Origin of the sequence: Microbacterium sp. zg-B185, assembly GCF_030246885.1 — a bacterium.
In the GTDB taxonomy this organism is placed as follows: Bacteria; Actinomycetota; Actinomycetes; order Actinomycetales; family Microbacteriaceae; genus Microbacterium.
Window position 1 is genome coordinate 495,615 of record NZ_CP126739.1, and the last position, 24,501, is coordinate 520,115.

Genomic DNA, 24,501 nt, shown 5'->3' on the forward strand with positions numbered 1-24,501 from the left:
TGCGCCGGTGCGCCGGTCCGCTGAGACCGCCGCAGGTGATTCCGAGGGGCAGGGGGTGAGCGATCCGATGATGGACCGTGTCGACGAGCCCGCGGACCCCCGACAGATCGTCGTGGTCGCGCTGAGCGGCGGTCCGGAAGGGGAGGTGCTGATCCGCCGGGCGGCTCGCGTCGCCGAGCGTTCCGGCGGGACACTCCTGGCGGTGCACGTGGCCGGCGAAGAGCATGGCCGCACGGCTTCTCCCGGCGAGCTTGCCCGTCAGCAGGCGCTGACGGAGTCGGTCGGCGGAACGTACCACCAGGTCATCGGCGATGCCGTGCCGCGCGCCATCCTGGAGTTCGCCCGCTCCGAAAAGGCGACGCAGCTCGTGATCGGCGAAAGCAGCCGAGGCCGCCTGCTCGCGGCGCTGTCTCGACCGGGCGTCGGTGCGTCCCTGATCCGAGAAGCGGGTCAGATCGACGTCCTCGTCGTCGCCCACGCCGCCGTGGGCGACCGGTTCGCGCTTCCTCGTCTCAGCGGCGGCGCGCTCAGCAGGCAGAGAGTCGCGCTCGGGTTCATCGTCACCCTGATCCTCGGCCCCGTCGTCACCTGGCTGCTGTACCTGTTCCGCACACCGGAGTCGATCACCACCGAAGTGCTCACATTCCAGCTCCTGGTCGTCGTGGTGGCGCTGGTCGGCGGGATCTGGCCGGCGCTCCTGGCGGCCGTGCTGTCCGGATTGACGCTGGATTTCCTCTTCGTGGCGCCGCAGTTCTCGGTGGAGGTGTCCGACCCCCTGCACCTGTCGGCGCTTCTGCTCTACGCGCTGATCGCGATCCTGGTCAGCTACATCGTCGACACCGCTGCCAGGCGGGCGCGCATCGCGCAGCGTGCCGCGGCCGAGGCTGAGCTGCTTGCGACCGTGGCCGGCAACGTCCTCCGGGGTGAGAGCGCCCCGCTGGCCCTGGTCGCACGGACGCGCGAGGCCTTCGGTCTGTCCGGAGTGCGCCTGCTGGATGAGGGCGGGGTCGTCCTGGCCACCGACGGAGAACCGGTCCGCGACGGGCGCTTCGCCGCGGTGCGCGTCGGACCCGGCGGTGGGGCGGCGCGGGCAACACTGGAACTGCACGGACGGGCGCTGGACGACTCAGAGCGCCGCCTGCTCGAGGTCATCCTGGCGCAGCTGAATGTCGCCCTGGAACGGGCCGAGCTGGCCGAGATCGCCCGAGCCGCCCAAGCCCTCGCGGTCGCGGATCAGGTGCGCAGCGCGCTGCTGTCTGCGGTGAGCCACGATGTGCGTCGACCGCTGGCCGCCGCGATCGCGGCAGTCGGCGGACTCCGTGCCGCCGGAGAGAGCCTGTCGGGCGAGGACGCGCGCGAGCTTCTGGAGACCGCCCACGTGAGCCTTGCCGCTCTGTCGAAGCTGGTGACCGACCTGCTGGATGTCAGCCGGGTCGAGGCGGGCGCGCTGGGCGCATCGCTCGGACCCGTCGACGCTGCCGCCGTCGTGCTGTCCGCCGTGGAAGAGATCGGGTTGGGTCCCGACGTGGTCGACCTCGCGCTGGATCCGCACCTGCCCGCGATCTGGGCCGACCCCGTCCTGCTGCAGCGGGTGCTGGTCAACGTGCTCAGCAACGCAGAACGCCACGCGCCCGCCGGTACGCGGCTGAGTGTGACGACCGCCGTCGACGGGCAGAGCGCACAGCTGCGCGTCATCGACCATGGAACCGGCATCGCCCCGAACCGCCGGGAGGAGATGTTCGCGCCCTTCCAACGCTTCGGGGACACCGAGAACACCACCGGGCTCGGCCTCGGTCTGGCGCTGGCGAAGGGCTTCACCGAAGGCATGGGTGGCACGCTCATGGCCGAGGAGACCCCCGGAGGCGGGCTCACGATGGTGATCGTCCTGCCGCTGGCTGCGGGGTCTTCATGAAGGTGCTGGTCGCGGACGATGACCCTCAGCTCGTCCGAGCCCTGCAGATCACCCTCTCCGCCCACGGCTACGAGGTCGTCGTGGCAGCCGACGGGCACGCCGCGGTGGCCCTCGCGGCACGCGAGCGTCCTGACCTCGTGATGCTGGATCTCGGGATGCCGCACCTGGACGGCGTGCAGGTCATCGAATCGCTGCGCGCCTGGACCGGCATCCCCATCATCGTGGTCTCCGGCAGGACCGGCTCGGCCGACAAAGTGGAGGCGCTGGATGCCGGCGCGGACGACTTCGTGACCAAGCCGTTCCAGGTCGATGAGCTGCTGGCGCGGCTGCGGGCCCTATCCCGGCGCGCCGTGGCTTCACCCGACGAGCCTGTCGTCTCCTTCGGCGGTGTGCGGATCGACCTCGCCGCGAAGGCGGTCACGCGCGACGGTGCCCTCGTGCATCTCACCCCGACCGAGTGGCGGATCCTGGAGCTCCTGGCCCGCAACCCGGGCGCGCTCGTCACGCGCCGGGCCCTGCTCGAAGACATCTGGGGCACCGCTCAGGTCACCGACACCGGCTATCTCCGGCTGTACCTCTCGCAGCTGCGCAAGAAGCTCGAGCAAGATCCGGCACGCCCCGTGCACCTGTTGACCGAAGCGGGAATGGGATACCGGCTGGTCACCGGCGGACCGGGCCGGCAGGGCTGAGTTCAGCGGCGGCGCCCGCCTGCCCCAGGTATCTGATGAACAGCGAGATCCATCCGAAGATGAGGGTGAACACGATGATCTCGATCGCCGTGAGGGAGAACAGCCCCAATGCGAACATGACCGCCGACAGCAGCGTCGTGGCCAGAATGGCCCATGACCAGATGAAATAGTGCCGCGGCATCCCGCGGAGCAGCTTCGCTCCGCCGCCCAGCAGCGCCAGGAACATCGAGGCCAGTCCCAGCGCCGCGATGTCGTGCACCAGGCGGTTGACGTCGACGGAGAAGATGCCCACCCCGGCGAACGCCGCACCCATCCCCACGAACAGCGCCGATACGACACGCGGCGAACGCCGTGAGGACAGCACCCCCGCGTCCACCAGCGTCTGCATGTCGTGTGCGATGTAGACCGCGAAGGTCGTCACGAGCAGGCCGGCGGCGACCAGTGTGCCGTTGAACAGCAGGCTGGACAGATCGTCGAAGGTGCCCAGATGGCTGAAGTGCACCTTCCACCAATCAGGCTCCGGTGCGATCACCATGGCGGTGATGATGCCGAACGCGATGAACGTCCTCAGCAGTGACGACATCCGCTGCGTGGTCATCTCCGAGACGGACGCGTACACCAGCTGAGCCGTGAGCCCGACCGTGACCGCCATCAGGACCACCGACCACAGCGTGTGCACCGGCAGACCGACGAAGCCGAGGCCCACCAGGCGATAGATGACGTAGGTCTCGATGAACGCGAGCACGGTGTGCACGATGACCACGGAGAGCGTGTTGATCAGGAACTTCCAGGTGGACAGCGATTGTCGCCATTCCTGCCCCGGCAGACTGCGCGATCGCCAGTACCCGATTCCGGAGGCCGCAGCCGCGGAGATCCCGGAGCCGGCCGCCGCCCAGAGCGCGAATGATGTCGGACCGTCGGCGAACAGCTCGTCCGGTGCGGCCAGCGCCAGGATCAAGCCGTACACCGCGCCGAGGACACCGCTCGCGTAGGCGAGGCTGGTCGCCTGCGACCGGGTGACGGCGGCGGGTTCGGCCGCAGACTCGTCGGCGGGTGGACGGGTTGCGGCGCTGGTCATGGCTCAGTGTATGGGCGCGCACGCGCGTCGTGGCGGGTGGGCTCAGCGACGTGTCGGCTGATCCGGCGATCGGGATCTGGCGGGTGGATGCCGCGGGAGCCGGTCTGCAGACCCGGCGCCGGGTCCGCGGGGTATTGGGAACGCCAATGGAACGCATCGGCGAACCCGTCTTCCCCGATGGCTTCACTGATGCGGATAGTGGGAACAGGTCGGGGTGGTCCCACCCCCGCCGCAGAAGTAGATGACGCATCAAAGGAGATGAAATGGAACATCACCGACCACTTCGCAGACTGCGTGGTGCCGCGCTGATCACCGCGGCAGCTCTCATCGTCTCGGCCATGGCAGGCTGCTCGAGTCCGGCAGCGCCGGCCGACCCCTCCGCCGGTCCCTCGGCCGGCGGCGAGGAGGAGCTCATCACCGTCCGGGTCGCCCGCGGCGCCGTGAACCTCGAAAGCGCGATCATCGCGCAGGAGCAGGGCTTCTTCGAACAGGAGGGTCTGGACGTCCAGCTGCAGGAGACCGGCGGCGGCGGCGGCGCCGCGACCAACTCCGCACTCATCGCGGGCGAGTTCGACATCGCCGCGACGGACGCGGTGACGGCGATCCGCGCCATCAATGAGCGGATGCCGATTCTGGTGGTGGCCGGGACCAAGTCGGCCAAGCCGGACTACGAGGGCGAGGTCTCGGACGGACTCATCGTCCCGCCGGGCAGCACGATCACCGACTGGAAGGACCTCGAGGGTAAGAAGGTCGGGGTTCCCGAGCTCGGCGGCCTGCCGTATCTGACGGTCGTGACCGCCCTGGAGGAGAACGGCGTGAGCCTCGATTCGGTCGAGATCGTCCCGGTGCCCATGGACGCGCTCGTCGCCGCCGCCCAGAACGGGCAGGTCGACGCCGTCTTCACCTTCAGCATCTTCATGCTCTCGGCGCTGGATGCCGGCTTCACCCGCGTCGGCACCGGCGTTCGGGAGTTCCTTCCCTATGCGCCGCAGTCGCTCTGGGTGTCCACGGTCGAGTTCGCGGAGAAGAACCCCGAGGCGCTGGAGCGCTTCCGCGCCGCCCTGACCCTCGGCACGGAGTACGGCAACGAGAACCCCGACGCGGTGCGCAAGGTCTACCACGAGAACACCGAGCTGCCCGCACCGTTCATCGACAACGTCATGATCCTCGAGCCGCTCGATGTGTCGTTCAACCCCAAGGGCTGGGACGTCGTGCTCTCCGCGATGAAGCAGACCGGCGAGGTCCGAGAAGACCTGACCGTCGAGGACATCGTCTGGGAAGGGGCGCGCTGAGGCCGGTTCGGTTCAGGGCGGGGGTGAGATCGAGATGACGTGGACGCAATCCATCCGAACGAGTGCGGCGACGGCACGGCGCGAGAGCGCGACGCGGGGCGTGGCGCTCTGGCGGGTCGGTGTCTTCGTCGCGGGGATCGCCCTGTGGGCGATGATCGCCGCGGTGGGGATCGTCCCGGCAGGTCTCGTCCCCGCCCCTTCCGCCGTGGTCGTTGCCCTGGCGCAGGAGGTCGTCACCGCCGGATATTGGCAGGCGCTGGGGCTGACGCTGTGGGGAGCCCTGGCCGGGCTTCTCGCAGCCGCGGTCGTCGGCATCGCGATCGGTGTGATCACCGGCGCATCCGCTGCCGCTGAGCTGTCCACCCGCTTCCTGGTCGACTTCGGTCGGGCCTTCCCGGCGATCGCTCTCATCGCGGTGCTGGTCCTGATCCTCGGCCGTGGCATCGAGCTCAAGTCCGTCCTGGTGTTCGTAGCGGTGGTGTTCCCGATCATCCTGCAGACGCAACAGGGGGTGCGCCAGGTCCCGTCGTCGGTCATCGAGACGGCGCGGTCGTTCCGCATTCCCCGGGCGCTGCTGGTGCGCAGGGTCATGCTGCCGAGTGCCACACCGTCGATCCTGACCGGGCTGCGCCTGGGCGCATCGGTGGGCATCCTGGTGGCGATCGCCACCGAGGTGCTCAGCGGCTCACCCGGCATCGGCAACCAGATCACGGAGGCTCAGATGGGGGCGAACTCGGCCCTGTCCTTCGCGTACATCGTCACCGCCGGCCTCCTCGGGTTCGCCGTGAACGCCGGACTCGAGAAGCTGCAGACCTCGCTTCTGAAATGGCGTCCGGCGATGGGAGGGGATGACTGAGATGAAGACGAAAACGTATGGCCCCGTGGCGACCGTCCTTCTGCAGGCGTGGCTGCCGATCGCGCTGGTGGCGCTCTGGTTCGTCGCGTCGGCGGCCTCCACCTCCGCGTTCTGGCCGTCGCTGGCGACCATTCTGCAGACGGTCGTGGATTGGGCCGCCTCGGGCCAACTGTGGGGAGATCTTCTCTTCAGCTTCGGCAACTACTTCGCCGCCCTGGCCCTCGCGATCCTGGTGGGCCTGGGATTCGGGCTCGCGATCGGTCTGCTCCCGTACGTCGGCGAAGTGCTCTCGCCCTACCTCGACTTCTTCCGGACGCTCCCGATCGTGGTGTTCGTCCCTATCGTCATCCTCGTCCTGGGGGTGGGCCGAGGTCCCAAGGTCTTCCTGATCTTCCTCGCGTGCGTCTGGCCCATCCTGCTGAACTGCATCGAGGGCGTCCGCTCGATCGCACCGAGCGTGTTCGAGACCGCGCGCGGGTATCGGATCCCCCTCGGATTGCGGATCCGCCGAGTGGTCCTGCCGGGCGCTGCTCCGCAGATTGCCGTCGGCATCCGTCTGGCGGTGACCATCGGCCTGGTGATGCTGGTCGTCAGCGAGATGTACGGTTCGACCGAAGGCGTCGGCTACTTCATCCTGCAGAGCGGGCAGCGGTTCCAGCTCGCCGCCGCATGGGGCGGGACACTGCTCGTCGGCGTCATCGGCTGGGCGTTCACGGTCGTCTATGTCCTCATCGAGCACCGGGTGCTCGCGTGGACGCGTGAAGATGCGGACGCGTCGCGTCGCGTCCGCATCAGTGAAAGGAGAAGCAAGTGACTCATGACCTGACAGCGGAGGTGGCGCTCAGCGCCGCGCATGTGGGCAAGTCGTTCGGCACGGGCGCCGATCGGGTGGCGGTGATCGAGGACCTGCACCTGGAGATCCGCACCGGTGACATCACGTGCCTGGTGGGGGCCTCCGGTGTCGGCAAGACGACGCTCCTGCGCCTTCTGGCCGGCTTGGCGACTCCCAGCACCGGGGCGGTGTCCCTGGCGGGCAGCGTCATCACGGAACCGGTCGAGCAGATCGCGGTCGTCTTCCAGGACTACCGCGGATCGTTGCTGCCCTGGATGCGGGTGGCGCAGAACGTGGCCTTCCCCCTGGAAGGCCGCAAGGTCCCCAAGGCCGAGCGGCTTCGCCGCGCTCAGGACGCGCTGGAGGTGGTCGGCCTCGGCGAGAGCGCAGACAAGTACCCCTGGCAGCTGTCCGGCGGCATGCAGCAGCGGGTGGCGATCGCCCGCGCGCTGGCGTACGAGGCGCCGATCATGCTGATGGACGAGCCGTTCGGTTCGCTCGACGCCCAGACCCGCTTCGAGCTGGAGGATCTCGTCCTCGGGCTGAGGGACCGGCTGGGGATCACGATCGTCGTGGTCACGCACGACATCGACGAAGCCGTGTACCTCGGTGATCGCGTGGTCGTGCTGGGCGGGCGCCCGTCGCGGATCGTCGACGATGTCGAGGTGCCCCTCGGCCGGGAACGCAACCAGCTGGTCACCAGAGCGACGCCGACGTTCGTGCAGCTGCGCACCCGCGTCCTCGAGGAGATTCAAGAGCACGGATTGGTCCAGCAGATCGCTGCGACATGAGGGTATGCGCCCCGCGCGGAAGCGTGCGGCGCTGATGAGAGGAACACGATGACCAGCATGGGGCCCGAGGCACCTTTTGCGCTTGCCCGTTACCACGACGGCGCGGGCGTGCGTCTTGGTCTGGTGGCAGGCGACCGCATCCGTCCATTGGACAGGGAAGACCTGGGCGCCGCGGACCTGAACGACTTCCTCGCCGCCGATGACTGGGACCGGCTGGAGAGGCTCGTGGACGCCGACGGTCCGTGGCGGCCGCTGGCCGAGGTGACGTTGACCGCACCCGTCCAACCACGTCACGTGCTGCAAGCGGGCGCGAATTACCGCACCCACGTGATCCAGCTGATCATGGGCGGCATCGCCAAAGAGGATCGTGGCGTGGCGCCGGACGTGCTCCGCGCACGGGCCGAACGGGTGATGGACGCACGCGCGGCCAGTGGCAAGGCGATCATCTTCCTCGGGCTTGCCGGCTGCGTCGTCGGAGCCGATGAGCCGCTGGTGCTTCCGGCATACAGCGACCAGCATGACTGGGAGCTGGAGCTCGCGGTCGTCATCGGACGGGAGGCGTTCCGCGTGACGCCGGAAGCAGCGCCGGCGCACATCGCCGGTTACACGATCGCAAACGACATCACCACCCGCGACCTCGTCTTCCCGGGTGGCCCGGGAGACCTGGGAGCGGACTGGTTCCGTTCCAAGAACGCCCCGGGCTTCCTGCCGACCGGCCCGTTCCTGGTTCCGGCGCGGTTCGTCGATCCGCGCGACGCCCGAGTGGTCCTGGAGCTGAACGGCGAGGTCATGCAGGACTCGACGACCGCGGAGCTGATCTACGACGTCCCCGCCCTCGTCTCCGACGCCTCCCAGACCACGCGTCTGTTCCCCGGCGATATGATCCTGACCGGCAGCCCGGCGGGGAACGGTCAGCACTGGGGACGGTTCCTCAGGGACGGTGACGTGATGACCGGTCGGATCTCGATGCTGGGCGAGCAGGTCGTCCGGTGCGTCGCCGCGGGCGATCAGTGAGGTCTCCGGGCGTACGCTCCATCCGCCTCGGCAGCGCCCGCTACCGCGAGGTCCGAGCCGCGGAGAACGTCAGTCCAGCTCGCGGGCGGCTGCGGAGAACACCCCACGCATCCATTCGTGCCCGGGATCGTTGTCGTGTGCCGGATGCCACCACAGCGCCTCGATCAGGGGAACGGCTTCGAACGGGAGCTCGTAGGTACGCAGGCCGCCCATCCTGGTGACGAGTGGGACGAGCTTTCGCTGGATGAGGGCCAGTCGCTCGGTGTACTCCACGAACAGATGCAGCAGGGCGAAGCTCTCCGCGACCACTTCCACACGCGGCTGCAGGCCCAGCTGTTCGAGCTGGCGACCGACAGCGGTGAAGGCCCCTCGGGTCTGATAGGTGAAGACCCAGGGCAGCGCCGAGAGATCGGCGAGGGTGGGAACGGCGTCACCGAGCGGATTGTCCGCCGCCGCCAGGAGCACCCAGTCGTCGCGCCACAGATCCAGGCTGGGCCGATCCTTGACGATCCCGTGCGGGAGGAGGATGCCATCCAGTGAGGCCAGGCGGACGATGACATCGTCGATGGCCGGGCTCGATGTCGGCACGAAGCGAAACCTCACTCCCGGAGCCTCGGCGCGGGCGGCCCGGGACACCAATGGGGCAATCGTGGCAAGGGCATAGTCGGAGCCGTGGATCGTGAACTCGCGGGTGGATTCACCGGCATTCCAGCGGGCCTGGCTCTCGAACACCCTCCGCACCGTGCTGAGTGCGACGGTCGTGTGTTCCAGCAGACGGGTCGCGAGCGGCGTCAGTTCGTAGGTGTTGCCGCGGCGGGCCAGCAGTTCGTCATCGAAGTGGACTCGGAGACGTGCCAGCGCGGTGCTGAGGGACGGTTGGCTCAAGTAGAGCCGCTCGGCTGCGCGCGTGACATTGCGCTCTCTGAGCAGAGCGTCCAGGGAGACCAGGAGATTCAGGTCGAGCCTGGACAGCAGCGGATCCTCTTCCACGTCGACCCCTTCCGGTCGGCGCAAGCCTATCGGGGATACCGATGCCTGACATAGGGATTATTCGGTTGTCCAATAATCCTGCGCGTCGAATGATGGAGGGAAGCGCCACCTGCGCCGCGAAAGGCTCGAAGATGATCACTCTGCTCTCACACCTGTCCTATGTCGCGCTGACGACCCCCGAGGTCGAGGCGTCGGTGGACTTCTACGTCAACCAGGTCGGCATGACCGTCGTCGGACGCGACGACCACGGCGTTTACCTGCGCTGCTGGGGCGACTACTACAGCTACAGCCTCGTCATCGTGGCCGGCGATGAGGTCTCCCTCGACTCGATGGCCTGGCGGACCACGAGCGCCGAGGCGCTGGACGCGGTCGTCGAGCGTGTCGAGGCGGCCGGCGCAGCCGGCGAGTGGTTCGACGCGTTCGGCATCGGGCGGGCATACCGTTTCGTCGGCCCCTGGGGCCACACCATGGTCCTGCACTGGGAGGCGACGCACCATCGCTACACCGGGGGCGATCTCGCCTCCACGTTCCCGGACCGTCCCCAGCGCCGCTCGAAGATCGCCGGAGCGCCACGGCAGCTGGACCACGTCACGATCTGCGCCAGCGATGTCGACGCGTTCGCGCAGTGGTACAGCGATGTGCTGGGCTTCCGGCTGATGGCGCGGACCGAGCTCGAGCAGGCGCCCATCTCCGTCTTCTCCGTGTTGACCACGAATGAGAAGTCCCATGACCTCGGCGTCGTCCTGGACGGTTCCACCCGAGCCGGGCGGGTCAACCACTTCGCGTTCTGGTACGACACGCGTGAGGAGATGCTGATCGCGGCGGACCTGCTCATGGAAAGCGGTGTGCACATCGAATACGGCCCCACCATCCACGGCATCGGAGAGCAGTCGTTCCTGTACTACCGTGACCCCTCGACGATGCGCGTCGAGCTGAACACCGGCGGCTACCGCAACTACGTCCCGGACTGGGAGCCGCAGACGTGGGTGACCTCGCAGGGCTCGTTCGACATCTACCGGAACACCACGATGCCGTTGTCCCTCAGCGAGTCCTTCCCGCCGGCCGACGGCCCGACCGCGACCGAGGAGGGCGTGCCCGAAGAGATCCGGGCCCAGCTGCTCAAGGGCAAGGCGTGACGCGCATCGTGGCGTCACACGGACTGGAACGGGGCGCGTCGTGAGTTCACTGTCGGAGGACCCCAAGGATTTGAACCGTGCGGACGCCCCGGGCGAGGTGTTCATCCGCGCCGAGGCCTATCGGAACTGGGGTCGCTGGGGTGAGGACGACGTTCTGGGCACCCTCAACTTCATCGACGAGGCGAAGCGGGTGCACGCCGCACGTCTGGTCACCGAAGGGCTGAGCGTCTCGCTCGCCCAATCCTTCGACGAGGACGGCCCGCAGCGCGGTTGGAAGAAGCGCAACAACCCGGTGCACACCATGACCGGCACGGGGCTGGACCACGAGCGGGATCCGGACGCGAATCCGCACGGCATCGGCGGGGCAGACGACGTCATCATGATGCCGCTGCAGTGCTCGACGCAATGGGACGGGCTCGGGCACATCTTCGACCGGGGGCTGGCCTACAACGGCCGTCCGGCCGGCGCCGTCGTCACGACGCGAGGCGATCTCGTCACCGGCATCGAACACGCAGCCGGCGTGATCCTCTCCCGCGGTGTCCTGCTGGATATGGGCCGGCATCTGCGTCCGGACACCGGCGAGCTCGAAGACGGATACGCGATCACGGTCGACGACCTGACCGCCTGCATCGAGGCGCAGGGCTCCTCGTCACAGGTCGCCCGGGGCGACATCCTGCTCGTGCGCACCGGGCAGCTCGCCCGTGCTCGACGCGACGGCTGGGGAGAGTACGCCGGCGGGCCCGCGCCGGGGCTGTCCCTGACCACCGCCGGCTGGCTGCACCGCTCCGAGATCGCAGCGATCGCCACGGATACCTGGGGCTTCGAAGTGCGGCCGAACGAATTCGATGAGTCGTTCCAGCCGTTGCACCAGATCGTCATCCCCAACATGGGGCTGACGGTGGGGGAGATGTGGGATCTCGAGGAGATCGGCCGCCTCTGCGCCGCGCGGGGACGATACGAGTTCCTCCTCTCCGCGCCCCCGCTGCCCATCACAGGCGCCGTAGGGTCGCCGATCAACCCGATCGCGCTCCTCTGACGATCGGCGCGCCCACCCTGGAGCACCGTCGCACCACGAACAAGGAGGTTCTGACGTGACAGCAGTACAGAAGGTCGCCGTCATCGGCGCAGGCATCGCCGGGTTGGCGACCGCGATCCGACTCGCCGACGCCGGCGTGGCGGTGGACCTGATCGAATCGCAGCCCGAACTGACGGCTCTGGGGTCGGGCATCTCGCTGCAGAGCAACGCGCTGCAGGCGTTCGCGACGCTGGGGGTCTGGGACGAGGCCGCGGCGGCAGGCTACGCCTTCGACGGTCTCACGCTGCGCGCGCCCGGTCCCGATGCGCCCGTGATCGCACGCCGAGCCGAGGGAGCCCCGGACGCTGAGGAGCCTGCCTCCGCAGCCGAGCAGCGCACAGCGGGAGGGCTCCCCTCGGCGATGGGCATGCCCCGCCCGGCGCTGGCGCGCATTCTGCTCGATCGGGCAGAGGCGGCAGGTGTTCGCACGCGGTTCGGCATCCGTGTGAGCGGCACGCAAGAACGGGGTCAGCTCGTCGCGGTGTTCTCCGGTGACGTCGAGGTCGGTGAGTACGACCTCGTGATCGGCGCGGACGGGCTGCACTCCGCCGTCCGCGCGGGCCTGGGAATCGAAGCCGGACCCGAGCCGACCGGCATGGGGATCTGGCGGGCCTTCGTCTCGCGGCCCGCGGAGGTGCAGACGACAGAGCTGTACTACGGCGGACCGGCCTACATCGCCGGCTACACGCCGACGGGCGAGAACTCCATGTACGCGTTCCTGGTCTTCGACGCGGAGAAGCACTTCGACATGTCCGCCCCGGATGCGGCCCGTTTCATGGTGGAACGCTCCCGCGCTTACGGCGGTCCGTGGGACGCCATCCGCGCTGATCTGGAGGCCGGCGCCGCGGCGGTGAACTACACCTGGTTCACCCAGCACGTCCTCCCGGCGCCGTGGAACAGAGGGCGGGTCGTGCTGATCGGTGACGCGGCCCACTCCTGCCCGCCGACGATCGCGCAGGGGGCGGCGCAATCACTCGAGGACGCACTGGTCCTCACGGAGCTGCTCGTCACGCGCGCCGCTGTCGACGCTGAGCTGTGGGACGAGTTCCACCGCCGGCGGGTCGCACGGGCGACTGCCGTCGTCGACGCGTCCGTGCAGCTCGCCGAGTGGCAGCGCGACGGCCAGGACCATTCCGCGGACATGCCCAGGCTGATCGGGGAGCTCGCCCAGCGACTCGCCGAACGCGTCTGAGCCGGAGAGAGGAACACACGATGAAGATCGCGCGATGGACGCACGGCGAGACCCTGGGCGAGGGCTTCGTCATCGAAGATCAGGTCGTCGCCTTCCCGGACGGACAGACGGTGGCGGACGTGCTCCGTGGCGGACTGCGACGAGCACACGACCTGTACGCAGCGGGCGATCTCAGCGCCGGCCGACCGCTGCGGGACGTCGCGCTGCTGCCGCCCCTCGTGCCGGCATCCGTGCGTGACTTCGCCGTCTTCGAAGAGCATGTGGAGGGGATGAGTGCGGATGCCGACGGCCTCAGCCATGTGCCGGAGCAGTGGTATCGCGCTCCGACGTTCTACTTCACCAACCCGCACGCCATCTACGGCACCGAAGCGGTAATCCGGCCTCCTGCCACCGTCCGACTCGATTACGAGTTGGAAGTCGCCGCGGTGCTGGGTGGCGACCCGGGGGAGGACCTCGATCCGGTCGCAGCCCAGGAGCGGATCTTCGGCTACGTGATCATGAATGACTGGTCTGCGCGCGATCTGCAGTCCCAGGAGATGAACGTGCGGCTCGGGCCGGCCAAGGGCAAGGATTTCGCCACGTCCCTCGGACCATGGATCGTCACCGCGGACGAAGTGGCCGATCGCGTCGACGCCGATGGCTTCCTCGCCCTGCGCGCTGAGGTCTACGTGAACGGCCGGCTCCTCGGAGCGGACCTTCTCTCCAACATGGCCTGGACGTTTGCCGAACTCGTCTCCTATTCATCGCGGGCATCGCGTGTTCTCTCGGGTGACGTGCTGGGCTCCGGAACAGTGGGCAACGGCGGATGCCTCGGCGAGCTGTGGGGACTCGCCGGCGGCGCACTCACGCCGCCTCCGCTGGCAGAGGGGGACGTTGTCACAATGCGAGTGGAGCGACTCGGAGAGTTGAACGGCACCGTCGGGCCCGCGCGTGCGCACCCGCACCTGCTGCCGACCGCACGAGCGCGGCCGAAGCCCCGCGCGCGCACATTCGCCGGGCCATCGGCGTAGCAGCCCCCCGCTCTCAAGGGAAACCCCACCGGGGTGTGAAGGCGCACACCACCGAGTGTCTCGAGCGGGGGTGGGCATCCGCGGTGCCGCGTCAGAGGACCCGCGCCGCGGATGCCGCGTCCTGCCGGACCGCATCGGCGACGTGAGCGAAACCCGTTGATTCGCGCCGAACGATGCGAAAGTCCGGCTTGATCCGCCGGGGCGGCATCGGGGTGCCCTTCTCGGCGATGCGCTCCACGAGCATCTCGACGGCGACCTCAGCAATGATCTCGCGGCCGGGGTCGACGCTCGAGAGCGAGGGAATGGTGAATCGCGTCGCGTCGATGTTGTCGAAGCCGATGACCGCCGCATCGTCCGGCACGCGAACGCCGGCCTCGTCGAGGGCGCGCAGTGCGCCGATGGCCAACGTGTCGTTCAACGCGAAGAGTGCATCGAAGGCCGTTCCCGACGCCACCAGCGCCCGGGTGGCGGCTGCGCCCGTGTCGTAATGCCATCCGCCGACGGCGCGAACCAGCGCCGGTTCGTAGGCGATTCCCGCCAGGGCGAGTGCCTGACGATACCCGCGCACCCGCAGTGCTGCGGACCCGACGGACGCCGTCTCGCCGGAGTCGTCGGCACCGATGAGGGCGATCCGTCGACGCCCGATCTCCAGCAGATGCTGGACGGCTGCCTGCGCCGAGGACACATTGTGCATGGTGACGTGGTCCGTCGGTCCGCCGAAAACGCTCTCGCCCAGAAGCACCAGCGGGAACTGTGCATTGAGCAGCTCCGCGTCCTGCTCGCCGATGTGAACGGGGCTGAAGACGATGCCATCGGTCAGGCGGAGGCGCCGACCCGCGATGACATCGAGTTCCGACGTCCGCACCCCGTTGGTCTGGTCGACCACGACCCCGAGGCCGCGCTTTTCCGCCGCCACGATGATCGAGTCGGCCAGCTCGGCGAAATAGGCCTCGCGCACCGACGGGATCGCGAGTCCGATCACCCCGGTCTTTCCTGACCGAAGACCGCGGGCGGACAGATTGGGCTGATATCCCAGCTGCCCGATCGCAGCGAGCACCCGCTCGCGCGTCGTCGGGCGCACGTGCGGGTGGTTGTGGACGACATTGGAAACCGTCTTGATCGATACGCCGGCGACGCGGGCGACATCGTGCAACGTGGGATTCATCTCCCGGCCCTTCTGGGTCGCCCCACCGCCGTGTGCGTAGCCGCCAGCCTATCGGCGGCCGGTTTCCACGGCGGGCGGCGGCGGGCGCGCGCCGCGGGGGATCGTGAACTTCGCAGACCCCGTTGACACCTCCGCCGGCATCCGCAATCATCTCTTACAACGTTGAATATACAACGTTGCAAACGCGTTCGAGAAGCAAGGCTTCCGCGGGAGCAGTCACACGCGGAGTCCGTGCGAAGAGCGGAACCGCATCGATCGTGGGCGCCCGACAAAGATGTCCAGCATCCGAAAGGAAGACACAGTGAAGACGACACCGGTCATCGCTGCAGCAGCCACACTTGTGCTCGCAAGCGCCCTCGTGTCCTGTTCCGCAGACGGAGACGAAGCCGACGGCGGCGGGGGCGGCGGAAGCGACGCCACCAACTGCACGAACACGATCACGAAGGACGACCTGCCTGTCGTCACCATGTGGGCGTGGTACCCGAACATGGAGCTCGTGGTCGACAACTTCAACGAGGCCAGCGACGAGGTCCAAGTGTGCTGGACGAACGCCGGCGCGGGTGGTGACGCGTACGACAAGTTCCAGACCGCCATTTCTGCCGGCAGCGGTGCTCCTGACGTGATGATGGTGGAGGCGGACCGCATCCCGACCTTCCAGGTTCAGGAGGCGCTCGTCGACCTGAGCGACCTCGGCTACGAGGATGTCAAAGCGAACTTCAGCGACGGCGCGTGGAAGGACGTCTCGGTCGGCGACGCCGTGTACGGCGCCCCGGTCGACGGCGGTCCGATGGGCATGATCTACCGCACCGACATCTTCGACCAGTACGGTCTCACTCCCCCCGCGACGTGGGCGGAGCTCGAGACCACCGCCCAGGCGCTCAAGGACGCGGGAGGACCGGTCTTCGCGAGCTTCGCGGCGAACCAGCCTGCCACGACTACCGCGTACTTCTACGGGAACGGCGCCGAGCCGTTCACGTACGACCCCAGCAGTGAAGGCGAGATCGGGATCAACCTCAACAGCCCCGAGATCAAGGAAGTCCTCGACTACTGGGACGGCCTGGTCGACAAGGGCCTGGTCGGCACGGAGGACCAGTTCACTCCCGAGTACATCGCGGGCGTGATCGGCGGCAACTACGCCACCTACCTGTCGGCCGCGTGGGCTCCGGGATACCTCCAGGGCGCCGGCGTCGGCGAGGGCGCCGACGCGGGTGTGTGGGCGGCAGCCCCCATGCCGCAGTGGGACGCGGCAGACCCGGTCGCGATCAACTGGGGTGGCTCGGCCTTCGTCGTGAGCAGCCAGGCGCAGGATCCCGAACTGGCGGCCAAGGCGGCGTTCGGCGTGTACGCGGACCAGGCATCACTGGATGACGGCTGGCAGAACCAGATCATCTTCCCACTGAACGTCGGCGTGCTCGACTCGCCGGAGTTCCAGGACTACGAGGTTCCGTTCTTCAGCGGTCAGCAGGCCAACAAGGAGGTGTACGTTCCGGCGGCGAATGCCTACACCGGCATGACGTACACACCGCTCGGACAGTACTACTACTCCGCATTGACGAACCAGATCGCCGCCATCATCGATGGCTCGGCGACCGGTTCCGAGGCTGCGGACGCCCTCCAGGCGGACGTGGTGGCGTACGCCGAGGAACAGGGGTTCACCGTCAAGTGACCTGGGCCGGGGGCCGGTCCGTGCACGTGCGGACCGGCCCCCGCTGCTTCCCTTCACAGACCCGGAGAAATCATGACTGCCACTCTCGCCCGCGCTGTGCCCACGAAACGCCGCAGATCCGTCACGGCTCGTCAGAACCTCACCGGGTGGCTCTTCGTCGGCCCGTTCGGCATCGTCTTCCTTGCGCTCCTCGTGCTTCCGATCGGCTTCGCCCTCTACCTGAGCATGTTCCAGAAGTCCATGATCGGCGGCACGAAATTCGTGCTCTTCGGCAACTATCTGAAGGCGTTCAGCGACCCGTCGTTCCTCGACGGAGTGTGGTTCGTGATCAGGTTCTCGCTGGTGCTCATCCCGCTGCAGATGGCGGTCTCGCTGGCGATCGCGCTCATCCTCGACATCGTGATCACCCGGTACGCACGCTTCTCGCGCCTCATGATCTTCCTGCCCTACGCGATCCCGACGGTGATCGGCGCCCTCATGTGGGGGTTCCTCTACAGCGACAACTTCGGCCCGCTCGCCGAGGTCTTCGAAGCCTTCGGTCAATCAGCCCCTGACTTCCTCAGTTCGAGCCTGATCTTCTACGGGCTGCTCAACATCGTGACGTGGCAATGGGCCGGCTACTACATGATCATCATCTACGCCGCGCTGCAGGGGATCGACCCGACCCTCTACGAAGCGGCACGCATCGACGGTGCGTCGCAGTGGCAGATCATCCTCCGGATCAAGATCCCGCTCCTGACCCCCGCACTCCTGCTGATCCTCGTGTTCGCGCTCATCGGCACCCTGCAGTTCTTCAACGAGCCGCAGATCCTCCAGCAGCTCGCCGCGGGAGCCATCCCAAATGATTTCACCCCCAACATGTACGCCTATCAGCAGGCGTTCTCGCTCGCGAACTACAACTACGGCGCGACGATCTCGTTCGCACTGGCCGCCGTGGTGTTCGTCTGCGTCTACATCTTCCTGTTCGCGACCCGCAAGCGAGGGAGCTTCACGTCATGAGCGTCACGCCCATCGAGAGCACGCGCGCACGCCGGCCCACTCGGAAAACCATCGAGCGCCGATCGATGCCGCGGACGCCCGGCCGCGTGCCATTGAACATCGTGCTCGGGCTGCTGATGGTGTACTTCCTGATCCCGTTCTGGTGGCTCATCGTCAACAGCTCCAAGAGCTCGGCGGGCCTGTTCGGCGGCGGCAGCTCGCTCTGGTTCGCCGGCGACATCAACTACGTCCAGAACTTCATCGACCTGTTCACCTACGGTGGCGGGATCTACGCGCGCTGGCTGGCCAACTCGGCGCTGTATGCGCTCGTCGGGGGAATCGGAGCGACGGTGCTCGCGGTGCTGGCCGGCTACGGATTGGCCAAGTACAGCTTCGCCGGTCGGCGCTTCTCGTTCGCGATCCTGCTCGGCGCCGTCATGGTGCCCACGACCGCCCTCGTGATCCCGACCTTCGTGTTGTTCGCCCAGGTGGGATGGACCAACACGATCTGGGCGGTGATCTTCCCGACGCTGCTCAACCCGTTCGGCGTCTACCTCATGAACGTCTACGCGCGCGACGCGGTTCCCGACGAACTCCTGGATGCCGCCCGGGTCGACGGTGCAGGCGAGTTCAGATCGTTCTTCCAGGTCGCCCTGCCGCTCCTGCGCCCGGCCATCGTGACCGTGCTGCTGCTGTCGGTCGTCGCGTCGTGGAACAACTACTTCCTGCCGCTGGTGATGCTGTCGGACAATCGCCTGTTCCCCGTCACAGTAGGCATCGGGCTCTGGCAGTCGACAGCGTCCACGTACGGTGCGGCGGGGAGCCAGAGCCTGTGGAGCATCATCGTCCTCGGCTCGCTCGTGTCTGTGATTCCGCTGATCATCGCGTTCCTCACGCTCCAGCGCTACTGGCGAGGCGGGCTCGCGATCGGGAGCCTCAAGTGATGCCGCCCGCTTGATCGCTGCATCCGACCACTCGACTCCGCTTCCGCCCTCGACACTCACTGAGGATCATGACTTCCGCGCATCTCACCATCGACCCCCACTTCATCGTCGGACCGGTCAATCGCCGCCTGTTCGGCTCCTTCGTGGAGCACCTCGGGCGGTGTGTGTACGACGGCATCCATGAACCCGGCCATGCGACTGCGGACGAGCACGGCTACCGCGGTGATGTGATCGAGCTGGTCCGCGAGCTGGGTGTGTCCACGATCCGCTACCCCGGGGGCAATTTCGTGTCGGGCTATCGATGGGAGGACGGCGTGGGACCGCGCGAGCAGCGTCCGCGACGCCTCGACCTGGCGTGGCATTCGACCGAGACCAATCAGGTGGGCCTCGATGAATTCGCGGTGTGGGCGAAGAAGGTCGGCAGCGAGCTGATGTACGCCGTCAACCTCGGCACTCGCGGAGTGCAGGACGCACTGGATGTCCTGGAATACGCCAACATCCGTTCCGGGACCGCACTGTCGGATCAGCGCGTCGCCAACGGCACCGCGGAACCGCACAACGTCCGGATGTGGTGCCTCGGAAACGAGATGGACGGCCCGTGGCAACTCGGGCATGGCACGGCACGCGACTATGCCGAACTCGCGTCGAAGACGGCTCGTGCGATGCGCCAGGTCGATCCCGATCTGGAACTCGTCGTGTGCGGAAGCTCGGGCGCTCAGATGCCCACGTTCGGCACGTGGGAGCGCGTCGTCTTGGAAGAGACCTATGACGACATCGACTTCATCTCGTGTCACGCCTATTACGAGCCGAAGGAGGGGGACTACGGCAGCTTCCTGGCGTCGGCGGTGAACATGGATCGGTTCATCGACTCCGTCGTCGCCACAGCCGATCACGTCAAGGCGGTGCGCGGCAGCGACAAGTCGATCAACATCTCGTTCGACGAGTGGAACGTCTGGTACCAGTCGCGGTACAACGACGTTGACCGGATCACCTCGGTCGATGAATGGCCGGTCGCCCCGCGACTGCTGGAGGATTCGTACTCCGTGGTGGATGCTGTCGTGTCCGGCAACCTGCTCATCTCTCTGATCCGCCACTCCGACCGAGTCACCGCTGCGAGCCTCGCCCAGCTGGTGAACGTCATCGCACCGATCATGACCGAGCCCGGCGGGCCGGCATGGCGGCAGACCACGTTCTTCCCGTTCGCGGTGACATCGCGGCTTGCGCGCGGAGTGAGCCTGGAACTGAAGCTGGACTGCCCGACGTACGACACGGCCAGCTATGGTCATGTCCCCGTGGTGGACGCTGTGGCCACTTTCGACGAAGAGGGCGGCGAGACGTCTGTCTTTCTTGTGAACCGCAGCATGGACGAGCACGTCGCGATCGACATCGACGTTCGGATGCTCGGAGAGGTCGCTCTCGGTGAGCTGCGGTCGCTGCACGACGAGGACATGCACGCGGCCAACACGCTCCAGGACCCGGACCGCGTGCGGCTGCGCGGCAACGACACGGCACGTCTGCGGGACGGGACGGTCGCTCTGTCCCTCCCTCCGGTGTCATGGACCGCGCTCACCCTGGTCACGCCATGACCCACGACTACTCGTTCAGCGCGAACTGGCCGATCGCCGCGGCCATGCTGCCCTTCGCTGCCAGCCACGATGCCGGCGCCGACGTGTGGCTCGACCAATTGGCGCAGGTCGCCTTCGAGGGGCTCGACTGCGTCGACATCACCGACAGCTGGGTCCGCCCCGGAGACCTCGACCAGGCCGCGTTGACCGAACTGGGCGCGGCGATCGCTCAGGTCGGGCTTCGCGCGGTGGCCATCTCCGCGATACGGCGCAGCGTGATCGACCCCGTCGACGGCACGGCGAATCTCGCCTACAGCCACCGCACGCTCGACGCGGCGGCCGCGCTCGGCGTGCCTGTCGTCAGCTTCGGACTGCATCGACCCCTTCTCCCCGACCAGAAGAAGGTCCAGTGGTTCTGGACCGAGCCCGGCGCCGCCGATGATCAGGATGCCGCCACGTGGGCGCTGGCGACCGCCCGCCTGCGTGAACTGGGCGAGCACGCCGCGATCCTCGGTATCGACGTGTCGCTGGAGATGTACGAGGACACGCTCATCGGAACGGTCGACGGTGCGCTGCGCCTCGTGGAATCCGTCGGCCTCGACAACGTGGGCCTGAACCCGGATCTGGGAAACATGTACCGACTGCATCGGGATGTCGAGGATTTCCTGGAAGCGAGCGCCCGGTGCGCGCCGGTTGCCAACTACTGGCATGTGAAGAGCTATTCGCGCGACGAGGATCGCCGCCGAGGGTTCATCACCGCGGTCCCGGCGCCGATGGAATACGGCTCGCTGGACTACCGATCCGCGATCACGACCGCGATCTCACTGGGGTTCGCCGCTCCGTTCTGCGTGGAGCACTACGGAGGAGATGGACTTTCGGTGGCCGCCCGCAACGCGGAGTACGTGCGACGCATGATCGCGGTCTCGCTCGGCGAGGCCACCGCCGCGGTGCGCGAGGGGAGCGTGACCCGATGACCAACGTGACCGTGATCGGACTGGGTGCCATGGGGCTGCCCATGGCGCTGCACCTCGGGCGGTCGTTCGCCGTTACGGTGTACGACATCGACCCCGTAGCCGTGGATGCCGCAACACGGGGCGGCGCGACCCCGGCCGGAACGCTCAGCGACGCGGGCAGCGGGGCCGATGTCGTCGTGCTCGTCGTCCGCGACGCCGGTCAGCTCGAGGAGGCTCTCTTCGGCCCGGACGCTCTCTCGCCGTCGCTCGCGGAGGGCGCCGTCGTGGTGATCACATCGACCGTCGGCGAACAGGCCCTGCTCAGCTCCGCTGCGCGGTTGGCGGAGCGCGACGTTCTCTGCGTGGACGCCGCACTCTCGGGTGGGCCCGTGCGCGCCGGGACGGGGGACCTGCTGGTCATGGTGGGCGGATCGCCGGAGGCGCGCGCCGCCGCCCACGACGTGCTCGATGCGCTCGCCTCGACGCTGTGCCTCGTCGGCGACCGGGTGGGGCAGGGACAGCAGCTCAAGGTTGTCAACCAGCTGCTGTGCGGCATCCATACTGCGGCGGCGGCGGAGGCCCTCACGCTCGCGCACAGCTTCGGTCTCGATTTGGACATGGTCATCGACGTTCTCGGCGCGGGTGCGGCGGCGTCGTTCATGCTGGCCGACCGTGGTCCGCGAATCGCACAGCGAATCCGCGGAGAGGAACCCCCACTTCGATCCCGCCTCGATGTCATCGGCAAGGACATGGGAATCGTGGGAGACGCGACCCGGGCGCACAAGGTCGGTGCGCCGGTTGCCGGCGCTGCCGAGCAGCTGTACCGCGTCGGCGAGGCGGCCGGCCTTGCGGCCGAGGACGACTCGATCATCGCGACGATCCTGGCCGGAGTCAGAGGATGACGGTCATCTTCAACGATCCCGCGTCGTTTGCGGACGATCAGCTCGAGGGTTTCGCCGAACTGTACGCCGACCGCCTGCGGATGGTCCCAGGCGGTGTCGTCGGGCACCGTGAAGGGCCACCGCGCGTCGCGGTCGTGATCGGCGGCGGCTCGGGTCACTATCCCGCGTTCGCGGGTCTGGTGGGGACCGGGTTCGCCGCCGGCGCCGTCGTGGGCAATGTCTTCACCTCTCCCTCCGCCGCTCAGGTCTACTCCGTGGCGAAGGCGTCGGATCAGGGTCGGGGCGTCATTCTGAGCTTCGGCAACTATGCCGGCGACCTGATGAACTTCGGCATCGCCGCCGATCGGCTGCGCAGCGAAGGAGTCGACATCCGGATCGTCACCGTCACGGATGACATCGCGTCGTCGCCGACGGCTGCTGGCCGCCGCGGGATCGCGGGCGACTTCACGGTCTTCAAGGTGATGGGTGCGGCCGCCGAACAGGGGAGCTCGCTCGATGAGGTCGAGCGACTGGGTCGCCTCGCAAACGACCGGACCCGTTCGTTCGGCGTCGCGTTCACGGGATGCACGATGCCCGGCGCGACTGCCCCGTTGTTCGCCGTCCCGGATGGCGCGATAAGCCTCGGCCTCGGCATCCATGGTGAGCCCGGGGTGCGCGACACGCCTCGACTGACGTCGCGGGAGCTGGCGGCCGTCCTCGTCGACGGGGTTCTCTCCGAGCGCCCGTCCGCGGGTTCAGCCCGCGTCGCGGTCATCGTCAACGGACTCGGCTCGACCAAGCACGAAGAGCTCTTCATCCTCTGGCGGGACGTCGCGGAGCTGCTTCGCCGGCATGCGCTCACCCCCGTCGGGGCCGAGGTCGGCGAACTGGTCACGAGCCTGGACATGGGCGGATGTTCGCTCACCCTCATGTGGCTCGATGACGAGTTGGAGGCCGCCTGGCAGGCGGACGCCTACGCGCCCGCCTACCGCAAAGTGGGCGCGGCCACCGCGGGATTGCGCCCGGCCGACATCGGGGCGGTCGCGGACGAGCGTGGCCGCGTTCCCGAATCGACCGCAGCCGCTCGCGCGCTTGTGCCCGCTCTGCGCGCCGCCGCGGGGTTGGTCAGCCGGGTTCTGCACGACAACGAAGCCGAGCTCGGCCGCATCGATGCCGTCGCCGGCGACGGCGACCATGGCCGCGGCATGGTCAAGGGCATCGACGCGGCCGCTGCCGCGCTGACCGCCGTGAACGGCGGCGGTCTGGCATGGAACCTTCACCGCGCCGGTCGGGAGTGGGCAGCGCAGGCCGGCGGCACCTCCGGGGTGCTGTGGGGCGCTGGTATCGAGGCCGCCGCAGCGCTGATCGGGGACGACCGCGAGACGTACGACGCGACGATCGCTCCGGCTGCCGTCGACGCCTTCCTCGCTGCGGTGACCGAACTGGGCGGGGCTCATCCGAACGACAAGACCATGGTCGACGCGCTGACTCCGTTCGCGGCGACGCTCCGCGAACGGGTCGAGAGCGGCGTGCGCCTCGAGCGGGCGTGGGCGGACGCCGCCGCCGCCGCAGCCGCAGCAGGTCAGGCGACCGCGGCCATGCGGCCCAGAAAAGGCCGAGCGCGACCACTTGCCGAACGGAGCCTCGGAACGCCGGATGCCGGGGCCACATCGTTCGCGCTGATCGCGGCGGCGCTCCGTCCGGTGTTCGCGACGGAGGGATGAACGTGACGAACATGACCCCGGATGCCGAACCACTGCGCATCGTCGTCGGCAGCGACGAGGCAGGCTTGGAGTACAAGGAGCTGCTCAGGGCGGACCTCGAGGCGGACCCGCGTGTGGGATCGGTCCTCGACGTCGGAGTGTCCGGCGCTGAGTCGACCGACTACCCACACGTCGCGGTGCGGGCCGCGCGTCGCGTCGCTGCCGGGGAGGCCGACCGCGCGCTGCTGATCTGCGGCACGGGACTGGGTGTTGCCATATCGGCGAACAAAGTGCCGGGAATCCGGGCGGTGACCGCGCATGACTCCTATTCGGTGGAGCGCAGCGTACTGTCGAACGACGCGCAGGTGCTCTGCCTGGGTCAGCGCGTCATCGGCGCGGAGCTGGCCCGGCGGCTCGTCCGAGAGTGGCTGGGATATCGCTTCGATTCGTCGAGTCCCTCAGCCCAGAAGGTCGCAGCGATCCGCGGCTATGAGGCATCACCCGACGCAACGTAGGTCGGGTTCAGTCCGTCGAGATTCGACGCGTTCGAGCCAGCGACCGGGCGGCGCCGTTGGGCGTGTAGCAGAGGTCGCGGATGGCACGCCCGACGGCTGCGCGGGAGTCGTCGCTGACTCGCGGGTCGTCGTTGATGACGCGCGAGACGGTCGAGCGCGATACGCCAGCGGTGGCGGCGACATCGTCGATGGTCGGCGGGGTATCGGAGTTCATGGATGTCCTTTCCGGGAGTGCGCCTGTTCGATACGTCGAACGGCACGCCG

Annotated in this window: 23 protein-coding genes; 19 read left to right on the forward strand and 4 right to left on the reverse strand. The window is 68.0% G+C overall.

The window, feature by feature from the left end:
• Window positions 1–55 precede the first annotated feature (55 nt).
• Window positions 56–1,912, forward strand: coding sequence for a DUF4118 domain-containing protein (locus QNO12_RS02310; protein WP_257503613.1), 1,857 nt, complete (start codon window positions 56–58; stop codon window positions 1,910–1,912).
• Window positions 1,909–2,601, forward strand: coding sequence for a response regulator (locus QNO12_RS02315; RefSeq protein WP_257503612.1), 693 nt, complete (start codon window positions 1,909–1,911; stop codon window positions 2,599–2,601). The genes QNO12_RS02310 and QNO12_RS02315 overlap by 4 nt, the downstream gene beginning before the upstream one ends.
• Here QNO12_RS02315 and QNO12_RS02320 read toward each other — a convergent pair.
• Window positions 2,573–3,679 carry a DUF998 domain-containing protein gene (locus QNO12_RS02320; RefSeq protein WP_257503611.1) on the reverse strand — a complete coding sequence of 369 codons (1,107 nt, stop codon included), beginning with the start codon at window positions 3,677–3,679 and terminating at the stop codon, window positions 2,573–2,575. The genes QNO12_RS02315 and QNO12_RS02320 overlap by 29 nt on opposite strands.
• 263 nt (window positions 3,680–3,942) lie before the next feature.
• Here QNO12_RS02320 and QNO12_RS02325 point away from each other — a divergent pair, with 263 nt between their 5' ends.
• Genes QNO12_RS02325 through QNO12_RS02345 form a run of 5 tightly spaced genes read left to right on the forward strand, consistent with a single transcriptional unit; the run spans window position 3,943 to window position 8,464 of the window.
• Window positions 3,943–4,971, forward strand: a complete 1,029-nt coding sequence (locus tag QNO12_RS02325; RefSeq protein WP_257503610.1) for an ABC transporter substrate-binding protein — start codon at window positions 3,943–3,945, stop codon at window positions 4,969–4,971.
• Window positions 4,972–5,005: 34 nt separating this feature from the next.
• Window positions 5,006–5,827: an ABC transporter permease gene (locus QNO12_RS02330; RefSeq protein ID WP_257503609.1), complete on the forward strand. Its 822-nt coding sequence runs from the start codon at window positions 5,006–5,008 to the stop codon at window positions 5,825–5,827.
• A gap of 1 nt (window position 5,828) precedes the next feature.
• Window positions 5,829–6,641, forward strand: a complete 813-nt coding sequence (locus QNO12_RS02335; protein WP_257503608.1) for an ABC transporter permease — start codon at window positions 5,829–5,831, stop codon at window positions 6,639–6,641.
• Complete coding sequence (locus QNO12_RS02340; RefSeq protein ID WP_257503607.1) at window positions 6,638–7,450, forward strand: ABC transporter ATP-binding protein; 813 nt, start codon at window positions 6,638–6,640, stop codon at window positions 7,448–7,450. The genes QNO12_RS02335 and QNO12_RS02340 overlap by 4 nt, the downstream gene beginning before the upstream one ends.
• A 48-nt stretch (window positions 7,451–7,498) precedes the next feature.
• A complete protein-coding gene (locus tag QNO12_RS02345) occupies window positions 7,499–8,464 on the forward strand; it encodes a fumarylacetoacetate hydrolase family protein (protein ID WP_257503606.1) in 966 nt (321 codons plus the stop codon).
• A 69-nt stretch (window positions 8,465–8,533) separates the two neighbouring features.
• On the opposite strand, the gene QNO12_RS02350 is transcribed toward QNO12_RS02345, so the two are convergent.
• Window positions 8,534–9,454 (reverse strand): LysR family transcriptional regulator, encoded by a 921-nt coding sequence (locus QNO12_RS02350; RefSeq protein ID WP_257503605.1) that lies wholly within the window; start codon window positions 9,452–9,454, stop codon window positions 8,534–8,536.
• A 131-nt stretch (window positions 9,455–9,585) separates the two neighbouring features.
• Here QNO12_RS02350 and QNO12_RS02355 point away from each other — a divergent pair, with 131 nt between their 5' ends.
• Genes QNO12_RS02355 through QNO12_RS02370 form a run of 4 tightly spaced genes read left to right on the forward strand, consistent with a single transcriptional unit; the run spans window position 9,586 to window position 13,867 of the window.
• On the forward strand, window positions 9,586–10,590 hold the full coding sequence (locus tag QNO12_RS02355) for a VOC family protein (RefSeq protein WP_257503604.1): 1,005 nt from the start codon (window positions 9,586–9,588) through the stop codon (window positions 10,588–10,590).
• 40 nt (window positions 10,591–10,630) lie between these two features.
• Window positions 10,631–11,626: a cyclase family protein gene (locus tag QNO12_RS02360; protein ID WP_374761044.1), complete on the forward strand. Its 996-nt coding sequence runs from the start codon at window positions 10,631–10,633 to the stop codon at window positions 11,624–11,626.
• A 55-nt stretch (window positions 11,627–11,681) separates the two neighbouring features.
• On the forward strand, window positions 11,682–12,857 hold the full coding sequence (locus QNO12_RS02365) for an FAD-dependent oxidoreductase (protein WP_257503603.1): 1,176 nt from the start codon (window positions 11,682–11,684) through the stop codon (window positions 12,855–12,857).
• Window positions 12,858–12,877: 20 nt separating this feature from the next.
• Complete coding sequence (locus QNO12_RS02370) at window positions 12,878–13,867, forward strand: fumarylacetoacetate hydrolase family protein (RefSeq protein ID WP_257503602.1); 990 nt, start codon at window positions 12,878–12,880, stop codon at window positions 13,865–13,867.
• A 91-nt stretch (window positions 13,868–13,958) separates the two neighbouring features.
• On the opposite strand, the gene QNO12_RS02375 is transcribed toward QNO12_RS02370, so the two are convergent.
• Window positions 13,959–15,032: a LacI family DNA-binding transcriptional regulator gene (locus QNO12_RS02375; protein WP_257503601.1), complete on the reverse strand. Its 1,074-nt coding sequence runs from the start codon at window positions 15,030–15,032 to the stop codon at window positions 13,959–13,961.
• 301 nt (window positions 15,033–15,333) lie between these two features.
• Between QNO12_RS02375 and QNO12_RS02380 the strand changes: the two genes are divergently transcribed.
• The 8 genes from QNO12_RS02380 (at window position 15,334) to QNO12_RS02415 (ending at window position 24,237) form a co-directional block, all read left to right on the forward strand.
• A complete protein-coding gene (locus QNO12_RS02380) occupies window positions 15,334–16,698 on the forward strand; it encodes an ABC transporter substrate-binding protein (protein WP_257503600.1) in 1,365 nt (454 codons plus the stop codon).
• Between the two features lie 72 nt (window positions 16,699–16,770).
• Window positions 16,771–17,697, forward strand: a complete 927-nt coding sequence (locus tag QNO12_RS02385) for a carbohydrate ABC transporter permease (RefSeq protein WP_257503599.1) — start codon at window positions 16,771–16,773, stop codon at window positions 17,695–17,697.
• The gene (locus tag QNO12_RS02390; protein ID WP_257503597.1) at window positions 17,694–18,620 is read left to right on the forward strand and encodes a carbohydrate ABC transporter permease; all 927 of its coding nucleotides are present in this window, start codon (window positions 17,694–17,696) and stop codon (window positions 18,618–18,620) included. Before QNO12_RS02385 ends, QNO12_RS02390 begins: the two co-directional genes overlap by 4 nt.
• Before the next feature lie 68 nt (window positions 18,621–18,688).
• Window positions 18,689–20,206 (forward strand): arabinosylfuranosidase ArfA, encoded by a 1,518-nt coding sequence (gene arfA / locus QNO12_RS02395; protein WP_257503596.1) that lies wholly within the window; start codon window positions 18,689–18,691, stop codon window positions 20,204–20,206.
• Entirely contained in the window at window positions 20,203–21,159 is a 957-nt protein-coding gene (locus tag QNO12_RS02400) for a sugar phosphate isomerase/epimerase family protein (RefSeq protein ID WP_257503595.1), read from the forward strand. The genes arfA and QNO12_RS02400 overlap by 4 nt, the downstream gene beginning before the upstream one ends.
• A complete protein-coding gene (locus QNO12_RS02405) occupies window positions 21,156–22,040 on the forward strand; it encodes an NAD(P)-dependent oxidoreductase (protein ID WP_257503594.1) in 885 nt (294 codons plus the stop codon). The genes QNO12_RS02400 and QNO12_RS02405 overlap by 4 nt, the downstream gene beginning before the upstream one ends.
• Window positions 22,037–23,743, forward strand: a complete 1,707-nt coding sequence (locus tag QNO12_RS02410; RefSeq protein ID WP_257503593.1) for a dihydroxyacetone kinase family protein — start codon at window positions 22,037–22,039, stop codon at window positions 23,741–23,743. The genes QNO12_RS02405 and QNO12_RS02410 overlap by 4 nt, the downstream gene beginning before the upstream one ends.
• An 11-nt stretch (window positions 23,744–23,754) precedes the next feature.
• Window positions 23,755–24,237 carry a ribose-5-phosphate isomerase gene (locus tag QNO12_RS02415; protein WP_257503703.1) on the forward strand — a complete coding sequence of 161 codons (483 nt, stop codon included), beginning with the start codon at window positions 23,755–23,757 and terminating at the stop codon, window positions 24,235–24,237.
• A gap of 7 nt (window positions 24,238–24,244) precedes the next feature.
• On the opposite strand, the gene QNO12_RS02420 is transcribed toward QNO12_RS02415, so the two are convergent.
• Window positions 24,245–24,451 (reverse strand): LacI family DNA-binding transcriptional regulator, encoded by a 207-nt coding sequence (locus tag QNO12_RS02420; protein ID WP_306815930.1) that lies wholly within the window; start codon window positions 24,449–24,451, stop codon window positions 24,245–24,247.
• Window positions 24,452–24,501 lie beyond the last annotated feature (50 nt).

What these genes read in the sequence shown, in the direction of transcription:
- QNO12_RS02315 (WP_257503612.1), top strand. Translation starts at nt 1,909, where the DNA reads ATGAAGGTGCTGGTCGCGGACGATGACCCTCAGCTCGTCCGAGCCCTG.
- QNO12_RS02320 (WP_257503611.1), bottom strand. Translation starts at nt 3,679, where the DNA reads ATGACCAGCGCCGCAACCCGTCCACCCGCCGACGAGTCTGCGGCCGAA.
- QNO12_RS02325 (WP_257503610.1), top strand. Translation starts at nt 3,943, where the DNA reads ATGGAACATCACCGACCACTTCGCAGACTGCGTGGTGCCGCGCTGATC.
- QNO12_RS02330 (WP_257503609.1), top strand. Translation starts at nt 5,006, where the DNA reads ATGACGTGGACGCAATCCATCCGAACGAGTGCGGCGACGGCACGGCGC.
- QNO12_RS02335 (WP_257503608.1), top strand. Translation starts at nt 5,829, where the DNA reads ATGAAGACGAAAACGTATGGCCCCGTGGCGACCGTCCTTCTGCAGGCG.
- QNO12_RS02345 (WP_257503606.1), top strand. Translation starts at nt 7,499, where the DNA reads ATGACCAGCATGGGGCCCGAGGCACCTTTTGCGCTTGCCCGTTACCAC.
- QNO12_RS02355 (WP_257503604.1), top strand. Translation starts at nt 9,586, where the DNA reads ATGATCACTCTGCTCTCACACCTGTCCTATGTCGCGCTGACGACCCCC.
- QNO12_RS02370 (WP_257503602.1), top strand. Translation starts at nt 12,878, where the DNA reads ATGAAGATCGCGCGATGGACGCACGGCGAGACCCTGGGCGAGGGCTTC.
- QNO12_RS02375 (WP_257503601.1), bottom strand. Translation starts at nt 15,032, where the DNA reads ATGAATCCCACGTTGCACGATGTCGCCCGCGTCGCCGGCGTATCGATC.
- QNO12_RS02385 (WP_257503599.1), top strand. Translation starts at nt 16,771, where the DNA reads ATGACTGCCACTCTCGCCCGCGCTGTGCCCACGAAACGCCGCAGATCC.
- QNO12_RS02390 (WP_257503597.1), top strand. Translation starts at nt 17,694, where the DNA reads ATGAGCGTCACGCCCATCGAGAGCACGCGCGCACGCCGGCCCACTCGG.
- arfA (WP_257503596.1), top strand. Translation starts at nt 18,689, where the DNA reads ATGACTTCCGCGCATCTCACCATCGACCCCCACTTCATCGTCGGACCG.
- QNO12_RS02400 (WP_257503595.1), top strand. Translation starts at nt 20,203, where the DNA reads ATGACCCACGACTACTCGTTCAGCGCGAACTGGCCGATCGCCGCGGCC.
- QNO12_RS02405 (WP_257503594.1), top strand. Translation starts at nt 21,156, where the DNA reads ATGACCAACGTGACCGTGATCGGACTGGGTGCCATGGGGCTGCCCATG.
- QNO12_RS02410 (WP_257503593.1), top strand. Translation starts at nt 22,037, where the DNA reads ATGACGGTCATCTTCAACGATCCCGCGTCGTTTGCGGACGATCAGCTC.
- QNO12_RS02415 (WP_257503703.1), top strand. Translation starts at nt 23,755, where the DNA reads ATGACCCCGGATGCCGAACCACTGCGCATCGTCGTCGGCAGCGACGAG.
- QNO12_RS02420 (WP_306815930.1), bottom strand. Translation starts at nt 24,451, where the DNA reads ATGAACTCCGATACCCCGCCGACCATCGACGATGTCGCCGCCACCGCT.